We start from the raw sequence: 13015 nt of genomic DNA on the forward strand, positions 1-13015 counted from the left end.
ACAGAGTTTTTCAGATAAATTATACCATTAATGTTGACTTATCTAACTATTAATTTATTGAATTTTCTTATTTCACTAAACTGTCCTTTACTTGAATAACGATAACGAAAAAGAACTGCCGAAACAGGCTATCCAAATGACTTTCTTAGTTGAATACGATGGATGCGACATCTTGAATCATCTTTCTGCTTGCTTTACTGATGCCGGCAAGCTGAAAGAATCCATGGTTTACTCCAAGATACCTTCTGCATTGTGCCTCAACACCTGATTCCAACAAACGATGATATAATGCCTCTCCCTCGTCGACCAGAGGGTCAAATTCAGCAGTAATAATGTGCGTTTCCGGAAGACCTTCGAAATCATCACGGTATAACGGGCTTGCTTCTGAGTTATCAGGAGGCAGATTTGATAAATATGCCTCAAAGCCACTTAGTAAAGCGTCCCGTGTAATCACATAATCATCGCCAAATTTTTTATAACTGTTGCTTGTACCTTTCGCATCAAGCATTGGATAAATGAGAACTTGCCGTTTCGGCATCCAATGCCCTTGTTTTTTTAATCGTAGACAGGTAACCAAAGCGAGATGCCCGCCTGCACTGTCGCCAGCGATTGTGATGTTGTCCGGGTTCCCTCCCCAGGATAAGGCTTGTTCACGGACGATGTAGGCAGCCTTGACGGCATCGTCATGAGCTGCTGGATAAACATGCTCCGGAGCCAGTCGATAATCAACAGCGATGACAAGAGCGCTGCCCAAATTAGCCAACTGGCGTAATTGACGATCGTGAGTTTCAAAATCACCACTGACAAAACAGCCTCCATGATAATAAACCATAACTGGGAGATTAATTTTTTCAGATGGTTTATATATACGAAGCCGTATGCCTTCAATAGTTTGTTCAAAAATATTCCATACTGAGACTGCTTCTCCGGCTAAGTCGATAGTACTCAAATATCCTTGCCTACGCTCTTGCATACTTTGCTTCCTTGCCGATGGACGCCCACTTTCAATAAATTGGGAGACCAGTTTTCGAATACCCGGCTCCAGATAGTTTAAATGTGTCATTTTGAATTCACTCTCCAAATTTTTTTCACAAAAATATCCACCTCGTAAAGCTAAGAAATTTATTTTGAATAAAGTTTTCCATAAAGTAACTCTAATTGATTTTTAAGCTCTTTATTCTCTTTTTCCAATTCCCTCACACGGTTTTTTAGGGTTTTAAATTATAGCTCCTGTATTGGAGTACTTTCTCTACGGGGTATCATTATCGGATACATAGCGGAGATAAAGGCTAAAACTACCATAATACCAGCTACCCATGTGTTGATAGTTACGGAATAGTGGTCTACAAGTAAACCACCAAAACCAGAACCTAAACAATCTAGAATTCTTTCACATTACAAAATATTCCTTTATAGCTACATATTTAGTTGCAACCTATGAATATAAATGAAAAGTAAACTGACTATTTATTCTTAAATCTCCTTATTTATCGACTCTGCCTAGACAAGACCCTGCAGGAAGCGATAATTCTTTTTTCTTTGCATAAGGAATTCCCAAAGACTACCTAAAAGAGCGAACAAATCCGATCATATCAGCTCTGTTCGCCTACCTATTAATAATCTAGTTTTAAATTTCCATTCTTATACTGTTTCCTTCATTAAGAAAGCCAATCGATAAAATACTAGACTGAATAGGAAAATTACAGCCATGACAATATACAATTCAGATGAGAAATGAATGAGTAACCATCCACCAAAGACAGGGCCTATGAATCCTCCTAAATTTTTAAACTGAGATGCCCCTAGATAGGTTGCTTTCTGTGTTGCTGGTGCAATTTCTTCGATCAACGCATTCATCATTGGAAATGCAAAAATTTCACCAACTGTGAAAATAATCATACCTACGATGAATAACCATGGTGTATGCGCAAAATTAAAAATAATAAAACCTGCTGCAAAAAATAGAATCCCAAATACTAGACTTTTCATAATAGAAATTCTTTCTGTATAAATCCCAATTGGTAATTGCAAAGCTAATACAACAATTGCATTCAATGTAATCAAAACAGAATACAGCTTAACACCATTTTCAATATTCAAATTTATGTATTGAGGTAATGTTGAGTCAAATTGAGAATAGCATAGGTTTACAAGAATTCCACCTGCAAGTAAATATAAGAGTTTTTTATCAGAAAATATGACCTTGAACATTTGTAAAATCGTTTGTTTCTGTGCTTGATTTTGAGGTGTTACGTCATATTTTTGGAACATAAAAATCAAAAATACTCCGTAGACTGCGTACATTGTTGCTGTAATGAAAAAAGGTATTTTCGCATTGGACATGCCAGAAATCCACACTCCACATAATGGTCCAATTACTGCAGCAATATTAATCGCTGTATAGCGGAAAGAAAACAGTCTTCTTCGCTTCTTTTCCTCTGTAAAGTCAATCATTAAAGCTTGAGTTGCAGGTTCAAAAAATGATCGGCATAATCCATTGATAGCATTTAAAAGGATAAACAATTCAACTACTCCAACCGTTGCAAAACCTACAAACACTGCACTCCATATAAAAACAGTTGTAAGGATGATAAATTTCCTGCCAAATTTATCTGTTAAATATCCACCTATAAATCCTCCAACTGTTGCACATAGTTGTGCAATTCCTAGTGTTATCCCAATCATTAATGGCGATGCATGTAATTGATTTTGTAAATAAATTGCTAAAAAGGGTATTGTCATAAAGCTTGCAATACGTGTAAAAATAGTTCCATTCAATATAATCCACACAATTGGATGGAAAAAGGAAATAAATTGCATTAATCTCAAACTCCTTTTAAGTATTTCACTACTTTATCTAAACTTCTTTAATTTACAATATGTTGGAATTACTCTTTACATTGGATTCGCTGTAGTTTTTTCCAGCAAATGAATACGATGCATCAAACTTTAGATTCCTCCATAAAAAACCTATAATAGCCCCAATGATTGCTGGGAAAATCCATCCAACTCCTTCAGTATATAAAGGAAGATGACTATAAAGGTTTGTAATAAAATCTAATTGGAATTTAGCTTGTTTCAGACTATCAACGGTGCTAATTAAGGCTGTTCCTATCAAACCACCAACATAAACAGAGGGATATCCTTTAAAGTACTTATGAATGATAGTTTTCTGCATATTCTCTCCTCTTTAAAATGTACTTTTTTTCCAATTAAAAACTCTCACCTCACAATCAATTAAACATTACATGTTTGTTTGATTGCCGAGGCGAGAGTATCGCGGTACCACCCAGCTTTCCTATCTTCCTCACGGAAAACAGGCTCAATAAGTCTTATTCATTAAGACTTGGGTCTGTTAACGAGACTAACCGTCACTCACTACTCTGGTCAATGACATAACCATTTTGCAAGCAAAGCTCCAAGGCGACATTCAAAAAGAATTGACGACCGTTCTCTCAGCCAATGGAACGGATCTCTGACGTTAGGATTCTCTTTTACTACTCCTTTTCAACGCTAGTGTATTAAATTGTTTTTAAAAATAAAAACGCCTCAGCAATTATCCGGTTTACTTTTTGCAAAATCGGACAATTGCTGAGGCGAAAAAATCACGATACCACTCAACTTTCCTATCTTCCTCACGGAAAAAAGGCTCAATAAGTCTTATTCATTAAGACTTGGGTCTGTTAACGAGACTAACCGTCACTCACTACTCTGGGCAATAACATAACCATTTTGCAAGCAAAGCTCCAAGGCGACATTCAAAAAGAATTAACGACCGTTCTCTCAGCCAATGGAACGGATCTCTGACGTTAGGGTTCTCTTTTACTACTCCTTTTCAACGCTAGTGTATTAAATTGTTTTTAAATATAAAAACGCCTCAACAATCATCCGGTTTACTTTTAGCAAAAACGGACAATTGTTGAGGCGAAAAAATCACGATACCACTCAACTTTCCTATCTTCCTCACAGAAAACAGGCTCAATAAGTCTTATTCATTAAGACGTGGGTCTGTTAACGAGACTAACCGTCACTCACTACTCTGGGCAATAACATAACCATTTTGCAAGCAAAGCTCCAAGGCGACATTCAAAAAGAATTAACGACCGTTCTCTCAGCCAATGGAACGGATCTCTGACGTTAGAGTTCTCTTTTACTACTCCTTTTCAACGCTTTATAAATAATATTTAAGTTCTATAGTAAACAATTATATTGACATATAATTTTTATGTCAACACTAAAAGTCCTGATCCTGGTAACGGACCCTTCGGATTCCATTCTAAAAGTTTCTTCTGCTCTTTAATATATTGCCAAAAGGAAATAAGGGCCGTTCCTCAAGTAATGCGCCCGATTGTTGAATTAGAAATCCTTTTATCGAAAAACTCCATATGTGTTTTTTCTTGTTTATAGTAATCTAATCTATCTTGGATGTACCCGTATGAAATTCAAATTTATGTCCATCTGGGTCCATAAAATAGATGGACTTTTTATCTTTTTCATCTCTCGGACGACCTGACAAGATATTTACATTTAATTTCTTTAGTTTGTCGTACATTTTATCAAAATCTTCTTCTTTAATTGAAAAAGCAATATGTGTGTAGGATTGGTGTATTTCATTACGGGGTATGTCTTTCTCTTCATTAAGAGCAAACCACATTCCATTTACATCGAAATAAGCCGTTTTCCTACCCTTTACTAATAATTTAGCATCAAATACCTTTTTATAAAACTCAATAGAATTTTCTAAATCAGAAACTGAAAATAAAAAATGATTAAGCCCTTTTATCGACATTTTCTCACCTCAATAAAAATTTCCCCTTTATTACACTATAAAAAAATTCCTTCTTCAAGTAACCTGCCACTTCGTATTATAAGGTCACCAGATATTTCTGGTTGACCATTTTTTATATGGTTATTTTATAACGGTAGCCGGGGTAGAACGTACCTGCCCGTGGGGCTTTAGATCCCGTCAATTAAACAGTTCGCCCCCTACTTGTAGAAACATGTTTGAGGCTGGTTGGGACATTGATCTCGTATAACAAGCGAAGCTATGATACTGCAAGAAGGAATTAGGGGTACCGGTGAATTTCATTATTGGAGGAGGAGATTTAAAAATGAATCCAGTCGTAGGTCTGGATGTAGCTAAAGGTGAAAGTCAGGTTCAAGCTTACTTGGAAAAGAAAAAGCCATACAAAACTAGTTTTAAAGTAACACATACCCTTGAAGGACTAGAAAGATTACACCAATTTCTAGAAGAATTGAGAGTTTAACTGGGGTTAAACCTCCAATCGTTCTCGAAGCCACAGGGCATTATCATACGCCCGTTGTTCAGTATTTTGAGGACAGAAATTATATATTGATCATTGTTAATCCATTAATCTCTTATCGGGCGAAGAGCTCAAGTTTACGCAAAGTAAAAACAGATATAATCGATGCTAATCATCTCTGTGAATTGTACTTTAAAGAGGATTTAGAGCCATATAAAAAGCGTGGGATTCAACTCTTAAACCTTAGGAATCTTACAAGACAACACGAAAACTTAACAGGAATATTTGTACAAGCTAAGCTACAGTTTCAAGCAGTTCTTGATGAGGTTTTTCCTGAGTATAGAGGTGTTTTTGGGGATTTATATTCTGTTGTTTCTTTACTTACTCTACTAGAATATCCTACATCTAACGATGTCTTAGATGCTGAAGAAGAAAGAATAGCAGCTAGAATAAAGGAAAACTGTAATAGTCGTTCTCGTAAGTGGGCGGCTACAAAGGCAAAGGAACTGATGGCTGCTGCAGCAACCCTCGCTGTTCAACATAAGCACCCTATAGTTTAAGTGTAAATCTTCACAATCTGTTTCGTAAATTAAATAAGCAAAAAGGCGATGCCTTTATTCAAGCATCGCACTCGTATATTGAATATAAATTCACTTTTTTTCCATTACTGCAAAGTAATTATTTTCACAATCTGCAAAATTAAATACTCTACCTGAAGGCATATTTACAATTTCTCCGACTGTAACGTTTTTGTTTGATAAGTCACTATATAAATTATCGAAATTATTTGAGAAGAACATTAAAGAAGGTGTTCCAAGATTTAATTCAGGCGACATTTTCGCAATAAATTCCTTATTATGGAGAATAATGCTTGTTTCAGCTTCTTTAGTTGGAGCAATTTCGATCCATCTAAAACCTTGACCATTGTCTTCCTCTGAAATTACAATAAACCCTATTTTTTCTGTCCAAAACTCCTTTGCCTCATCTTGGTTATTAACATACAACATAATTTGACCAACTTGACTAATCATTGATATTTACACTCCTTTATATAATTAATTACAAAACTTAATGATTCTAAACTTTTCTAATCCTAAATCAGCGTTACAGTAACTCTACTTCAGCGACTCCACAAGCTCGTTCAAACGGTCCCAAGTTTCTGTGATGCCCTGCAGCATGCCCATGTCCATGACGTTCTTAAGGGACTCTGCGGACACATATTCAGCACGGTTTATCAACTTCGTCTTTCCACCCAAATCGATGAATTCCAATGTGATCTCGGTGGACGGCATGGAGTCATTTAAATTGCCTTCGGCATCCGAAAAGTAATCGGTGTAGATTATTTTCTCCGGCTCGATAATCTCCTTATAAACCCCTTTGCCCCAGGATTCCATACCAAAAAATTGACCCTGATTCTGATCGACACACTTCATACAGTAGTGCCAAACGCCTCCCGGACGGAAATCGACGGTGCAGACCGGAATCTCCCAGCCCCTCGGTCCCCACCAGCGTTTCAGATGCTCCGGCTCTTTAAACATCTTGAATACGAGATCGCGTGGCGCATCGAAAATGCGCTCCAGTACCAGTACCCGATCGTTCTCTACTCTCGATACCATTGCGTTGTTTGACATCGTAATTCCTCCTTGAACATGAAATGATTTTATGATTTTTCCTTGTTCTGCAATTCCTTCAAATAATCATCTAGATTATCGAATCTTTCTTGCATCACGCGCTGGAAGGACTGTATCCAAGAATCAAGCGCTTGGAAGGGCTCTGGACGGAGCTTGTAAATGCGACGGTTAGCTTCAGCCTGCACTTCCACAATCCCGTTGTCGCTTAGCACTTTTAGATGCTTCGAAGTTTGGGGTTGCCTCAATCCCAGCTTGTCGGCGATTTCCCCCACGGTCAGGGGACCGTCACGCAAGAGTTCAACGATATTCATACGATTTGGTTCAGACAAAGCGCTCAGCGTCGTCATGTTCACGCCCGGAATCTTCCCTGACATATTGCTCACCTCGTCTAGTGATGGTCTCCGGTAAAATAATAACTGCATCATCACTAGTATTATCCTCCTGTTGAATCGATTATACCTAAAGGAGAATATTCCCGTCAAGGAATATTTTAAAAAATAAAGTGATACCGATTCAGTGCCTAATACACAGAATCCAATCCTTCATAGGTTGAGTGAAATCGTATGTGTTCCAATCATATCATCCCGATTGGCACTTTTACTCTTCTCAATGTTTCCATTCTTGACCAATTTCTCTAATCTCCCCATTTTGACTCAATAAGAACGAAAACGATTGCGAGTAAAATGGTAAATCATATTTTACATACCTTATAACCATATATCTCAATAGTTATTTCCGCTTATGTAAAAATGAGCTTTAATTAAAGTTCCCTAAAACCCTGTGTTTATACGAGATGGTATACAATTTTTCCTATAAATTTCTACTTCCACTATCCTGAACCGTTAGCACAAAAAGAAAAAGCTGCCACAATGACAGCTCCATTCTTCAACTCAAGCTACCCGTTACTTAAGTACACCATTTCACAATCCTAAATAAAGCATATTAATATACAAGACACATATATTTAGTCATATCTTGCCCCTTCAGACCTCAAATCGATTTTGTTCTTTTAACAAAAAAAGCACTCATTTTTTCGAGTGCCTTCTTTATTTTTTCTTCTGTTTTGATTTACCACCGAATAGACCTATCGCGACTGCTACCCCAATGCCTATAGCAAACCATGCAGCGAAACTCATCACTTCCACCGCCTTTTTGGCTTTAAATACATTTTACGTAACTATATGCGGAAGGTTACAGCAATTTTGAGTGCCTTTTTTGCTGCCGATATTCCTCAAACGACCTTCTTATGTTAGATTTTTTTCTTCAAGTAAAGCACCCGTTCGTTAAAGAAGGTCTATTAATTTCCATCTTTTTTATGTGCTAATTTCAATCTATTATAAAACTAAAATAATGACTTAATGGATAGGAAAATACATATTACCGAACAAGCATAAAAGAGAAGAGCTGTTTTAAAATTCCTCCTAAATTTAATACCGTAAGCACAAAAGAAGATAGCCGCTGCTATTTTGGAACAACTTCGCAAATAAGCATGATTAGAAAAAATTGAACTGCTTAAAATAATTGAAGTAAGGAGAGTTATAGAAATTAGTATTTTGAACCACAAAGGTTCATTCAGAAACACTTTAATCATAAGTTTTATCTGTTGCATGAGGGTACAACTCCCTTCAATCAATATTTATTTAATCATATGTCGATATTTTAAAAAGTATCCCCTTTTAGCCCCACGTGTATTTGGTAGTTGTCTCTCACCTTTATATATGGTTACATATCTATTACCAGTCATTTAATATCCTTATTCATTAACCTGCCCGTCGTTTAATAAGAAAAAATGCCAACCCATGTAAGGCTGACGCTATGTTCGCCTAATTCACGACCTTCACCCTAACAATACTATCGAATGACACTCGCTCAACCCCTCCTAGCATTACCTCAATCCGCAGCTCATGCGTAATAGGATCAACGTAATGAATGCGGCCAGTAATATCCAAAGTAAAGCCGTCATCCCAAACTGTTAGCTTTACCGAATGGTCGTACTCCATTGCGTAAATAATCCGCAGGTCGAATTCTTCCGCCTCATGTTCGTCAATGATTGGCTTAGCTTGCCGTTCAGTATATCGCCAAAAATCCCGCTGAGTTTTCGCTAGTTCTGGCAATTGAAATGCGGCTTGCCATTTCATCATTCCTCGATCTCTAATCGCCATATAATCGCCTCCTTTATGATTATTATACACGAACAAACGTTCCGTATGTAATTAAAAGAAAAAGACCACTTTTTGACGGCCTTGAGTTCTGCTTATTCCATTAAAGCACAATAAGAAATTAATTGTACTGCTTTTCAATAGTTCAAATAAAATAGACTAAAACACAAATCAATTCTTCCAGAGAGAGGTGCAGGTGTTTCTTTACCTATACACATTCGTCTGTTCAGTCTCCCTTAGCGCCACCGTTCTCCGCGATTCTTCAGGTAGTGTGCAAACACATAGCGCCAAGGTATGATGAATGGAAAAATAACGACTATCAAGCACTCATAGGCGACCATACTTGTTGCATCGTCCATTTGACCGGAAGACCATAGTGGGAGCGCAACGATGAACAACCAAATCGTCTTCCATAACAATTCCCACAGAAGCAAAGGTAGCATTTGGAGTGGATACCGCAGCCCCAGGATTGACAGAACTGAAAAGGATGTCAGCATGCAGGCAACCACTCCATCCATTAGTTCCCAGGGCTTATCTAGATGGAATAAATGTTGGATTACTATCGTCCATTTCACGAGAGCGAGCCCCACGATAATTAAAAGGTACAGCGCCCTCAGTAAATAAAGACGTAACAACGACACCTCGTTTATTTTCGAAGCTTCTATGTTGGAATTCATTTTTTATCTCCTTCTATTAAGAAATTGATAAAGCAAAAACAATTATACTTCTTAAACTTTATGCAATCCCCCATAAAAGATTACCTTTTTTCAATAATATAAATGGCGTGAGCAATGCGAAATGTTAGTTCTAGAGCAAATTTCTTCTTGAACCTGCCTCTTTAGTTTAAGTACATTTCTTCACAATCTTCTATAAGTTATTCAACAATCTGGCCCGATAAAAAAGACACGCCTTTTTATATGCGTGCCTCGATTTCGATTAAAGTCTAATTTATATAGCTTTCAAAAATATTTACTATAAAAATCGTGTCTCAATTTGCCACTTAGCTGCGCATATATTTTTGTGGTCTCACTCTTCTCATGACCAAGTAAGCTCTGAATCACTTCAAGTGGCGCACCATTGTTAATCATATGTGTAGCATAACTGTGTCGTTTTTGATGAGGATGTATACTCTTTTTTATCCCAGCTCGATTTGATATGCCTTTGATAATATATCTCAGATTATCAATACTCATACGCCTGTTTGGCCTTCTTTCCGTAATAAACAGGAATCCTCGTCATCTCGCTCATCTAGATACCTTTTTAACCAAATGGAGCAACGGGTATTAAAGTACACTTCCCTTTCTTTATCACCTTTTCCATGCACAATAACTGAATTCGCATGAAAATTAATATCATTACGATTTAATTTTACAACTTCCCCAATACGGCAGCCAGTAGAATACATAAATTCAAATAACGCATTCTCCATAGGAGTTTGACAAGCTTCCCTAAGATGTTCAATTTCTAATTCTGAAAGAAATTTTGGAATTCTTTTACCTAACTTTGGCTCTTTTAATTTAGTAGCTGGGTTTTTATGGATAAAGCCTTCATCATGTGTCCATTTGAATAGTGATTTAATGCAACGAACTCTATGTCCTAAACTAGAAGGTTTTAAGTGATCTCCTGCCTGTATCAGATACCCTTTTAGTTTTTCAGTAGTAAACTGGCTAATATCAATATCACCAAAAAATCGTAAAAGGGATTGTATTGAAAACAGTAGGTTTTTAATGTAAGAGGTGAATATCCTTCAATTTTTTTATCTAATTGATACTTTTCCCACGTCTCTGATAATAACATAAATCTTTCACTCTCCCGGAATATAAATCAATTAATCTAGTTAACATTATGGTCAAGGAGAGTCTTTTTCATACGCGAGTGATTCAACAATCGAAAATGAAAATAAAGTTTCAAACCTTAGGAATCCAGGAAAAACAAGAATAAGGGCACTTTCTTTACTATAGAAAAGCGCCCGATTGTTGAAGATCATAAAATCAATCCTGCTTAAACCAGCTCACCCGTTACTTCAATAACGCTGAGAAATGAAGCCACTCTCAGCTTTCACATTTGGATATAGGCAAAACTGTGGAATATTTTACTTCTCTTAAAGATAAATTAGTTTGAATTCGTGATATGCCAAGCCTATTTAACTTTCTAATATAGCTACTCAATTCCTTCCGGCCTCTAATAACTACCTTTAGGAGATAATCATATTCTCCTGTTAAACAATGACATTCTAATACTTCTGGCATAGCTTTTAAGGCATATTCCAAAACCTCCAATTGTTCAGCTTGATGAATATTCGTGCTTATGAAAACATAGCAAAGTAAATCGAACCCAAGCTTCTCTTGGTTTAAAATTGCAACTTGCCTATCGATAAACCCTTCACTTTCTAATCGTTTTATCCTTGTATGTGTGGCTGGCGGGGACAAATTAACCCGTCTTGCTAGTTCAGCATTACTTAACTGAGCATCTTTTTGCATTATATCTAAAATTTGAATATCAACATCATCTAACATTTTACTTACAAAAGATTCCATGTAATCTTCTCCCTTAATAATTATTCAAAATACAGGTCTTATTTAATACCTAAACTTAATTTTATTCTTTAATATCCCAATTTTTATTTGAATTATTTCAAGTTTATAGAATTATATGAAATTCCATGTTGAAAAATCAATAAAAATGTTATGATCATTAATAAATTGATGTGAAATATTCTAAATGTCATTGTGCACAATGGCTTCTATCTTTTTCACTATAACAATGAAAAATCAAAGGAGCTAAATGGTATGGCGAATTTTTATGTTTTATTGTTGCTTTTAACAAGCTTACTATGGGGAGGAAATTTTGTAGTTGGAAAATCTCTTGTCGGTCATGCTTCTCCGTTGACCTTGACGAGCTTAAGATGGATGATTGCTATTGTTTTCCTTATACCAATGGTATGGTTTAAAGAAAAAAGGATACTACCCTCACGAGAGGCTATTGTTCCCTTATTTTTCATGGGAATCACAGGTGTTGTTTTATTTAATCTCTTTCAATTTTTAGCATTGGAACGAACAACCTCGACTAATGTTGGATTAATTTCCACATTAAATACCATCTCGATTTCCGTTTTTTCATTTATTTTTTTAAGAGAAAGAATCAATTTGCTACAAATATTTTCAATGATTATTTCGCTTTTGGGCGTACTTCTCGTTCTTTCCAAAGGAAAGATCGACCAATTACTGGCAGTACATTTCAATACAGGCGATTTATGGATGGTGATAGCTGTATGCGTGTGGGGAATATACTCCGTATGCAGTAGGTGGGCAATGAGAACGACATCACCGTTGATGTCTACATTGTACTCTGGAATATTTGGACTTCTCGTTCTACTTCCATTTAATTTCTTTGATTTTACTTTTTCCAATATAAATCGTTCTTTCATACAATCTATTTTATATACAGGTGTGATTTCCACTGTCGTTTGTATGGTATTTTGGAATATTGGCATACAGAAATTAGGTTCAACAACTTCTGGAATTTTCTTGAATTTCAATCCGGTTTTCACTGCAATTTTAGCATTTTTATTTTTACGAGAACAATTGTCATGGATACAAGGAATTGGCGGATTCATTGTGATTTTAGGATGTTTTTTATTCTCACACTTTAAAACAAAAGCAATCTCTCAAAACAATACCGTAAGCTCCAACTTAGCACCAAATTTTAGATGTTTGGGTTATTCCCGTAGATTATTTAAGAAAAACTGACCGAGTTTAAGTAAGAATCTTCAGAAGGTCTTGCCTTTAATAATTTAAGTTAAATGCGTTATACTACAACCTGGCCCAATTCATTAAGAAAAGCGCATTTCTTGCTCCAGAAATGCGCCCGATTGCTGAAGATCAGGGTTTTGCCATAATTTGATTACTATATTTAATTTGTGATACGGTTCCCCGCACCTGTCTAACCAGCAGTTGTGTTG

Annotated in this window: 10 protein-coding genes, 3 pseudogenes and 3 other annotated features; of the genes and pseudogenes, 2 read left to right on the forward strand and 11 right to left on the reverse strand. The window is 36.3% G+C overall.

From position 1 onward, the window contains the following. Positions 1-145 precede the first annotated feature (145 nt). The 4 genes and pseudogenes from BN1082_RS22320 to fosM all read right to left on the reverse strand — a co-directional run bounded on the left by BN1082_RS22320 (position 146) and on the right by fosM (position 4789). Positions 146-973, reverse strand: a complete 828-nt coding sequence (locus tag BN1082_RS22320) for an alpha/beta hydrolase (protein WP_245640512.1) — start codon at positions 971-973, stop codon at positions 146-148. A gap of 668 nt (positions 974-1641) precedes the next feature. After that, entirely contained in the window at positions 1642-2820 is a 1179-nt protein-coding gene (locus tag BN1082_RS22325; protein WP_090638576.1) for an MDR family MFS transporter, read from the reverse strand. 52 nt (positions 2821-2872) lie between these two features. Continuing rightward, a complete protein-coding gene (locus BN1082_RS22330; protein WP_090638579.1) occupies positions 2873-3178 on the reverse strand; it encodes a branched-chain amino acid transport system II carrier protein in 306 nt (101 codons plus the stop codon). Positions 3179-3261: 83 nt separating this feature from the next. Then, positions 3262-3520 (reverse strand) — a binding site (T-box leader). Positions 3521-3589: 69 nt separating this feature from the next. Next, positions 3590-3848, reverse strand: a binding site (T-box leader). A 69-nt stretch (positions 3849-3917) separates the two neighbouring features. Then, positions 3918-4176: a binding site (T-box leader), on the reverse strand. 155 nt (positions 4177-4331) lie between these two features. Next, a pseudogene (fosM, locus tag BN1082_RS22335) lies at positions 4332-4789 on the reverse strand (FosM family fosfomycin resistance protein). A gap of 322 nt (positions 4790-5111) precedes the next feature. On the opposite strand from fosM, the pseudogene BN1082_RS22340 reads away from it, so the two are divergent. Continuing rightward, positions 5112-5788: pseudogene (locus BN1082_RS22340) on the forward strand (IS110 family transposase); the annotation flags it as partial. A 126-nt stretch (positions 5789-5914) separates the two neighbouring features. Here BN1082_RS22340 and BN1082_RS22345 read toward each other — a convergent pair. The 7 genes and pseudogenes from BN1082_RS22345 to BN1082_RS22380 form a co-directional block, all read right to left on the reverse strand. Next, complete coding sequence (locus tag BN1082_RS22345; protein ID WP_090638582.1) at positions 5915-6295, reverse strand: VOC family protein; 381 nt, start codon at positions 6293-6295, stop codon at positions 5915-5917. A gap of 84 nt (positions 6296-6379) precedes the next feature. Then, positions 6380-6895, reverse strand: a complete 516-nt coding sequence (locus BN1082_RS22350; protein WP_090638584.1) for an SRPBCC domain-containing protein — start codon at positions 6893-6895, stop codon at positions 6380-6382. Between the two features lie 29 nt (positions 6896-6924). Further along, positions 6925-7269: an ArsR/SmtB family transcription factor gene (locus tag BN1082_RS22355; protein ID WP_090639176.1), complete on the reverse strand. Its 345-nt coding sequence runs from the start codon at positions 7267-7269 to the stop codon at positions 6925-6927. A 1449-nt stretch (positions 7270-8718) separates the two neighbouring features. Next, positions 8719-9057: a YolD-like family protein gene (locus BN1082_RS22360; RefSeq protein WP_176699898.1), complete on the reverse strand. Its 339-nt coding sequence runs from the start codon at positions 9055-9057 to the stop codon at positions 8719-8721. 233 nt (positions 9058-9290) lie between these two features. Beyond that, positions 9291-9731: a hypothetical protein gene (locus BN1082_RS22365; protein ID WP_218055176.1), complete on the reverse strand. Its 441-nt coding sequence runs from the start codon at positions 9729-9731 to the stop codon at positions 9291-9293. 282 nt (positions 9732-10013) lie between these two features. Continuing rightward, positions 10014-10483, reverse strand: a pseudogene (locus BN1082_RS28950) (tyrosine-type recombinase/integrase). Positions 10484-11105: 622 nt separating this feature from the next. Next, on the reverse strand, positions 11106-11591 hold the full coding sequence (locus BN1082_RS22380; protein WP_090638595.1) for an Lrp/AsnC family transcriptional regulator: 486 nt from the start codon (positions 11589-11591) through the stop codon (positions 11106-11108). A 252-nt stretch (positions 11592-11843) separates the two neighbouring features. Here BN1082_RS22380 and BN1082_RS22385 point away from each other — a divergent pair, with 252 nt between their 5' ends. Next, positions 11844-12803 carry a DMT family transporter gene (locus tag BN1082_RS22385; RefSeq protein WP_090638597.1) on the forward strand — a complete coding sequence of 320 codons (960 nt, stop codon included), beginning with the start codon at positions 11844-11846 and terminating at the stop codon, positions 12801-12803. Positions 12804-13015 lie beyond the last annotated feature (212 nt).

This window comes from Neobacillus massiliamazoniensis (assembly GCF_001048695.1).
Lineage (GTDB): Bacteria > Bacillota > Bacilli > Bacillales > Cytobacillaceae > Neobacillus > Neobacillus massiliamazoniensis.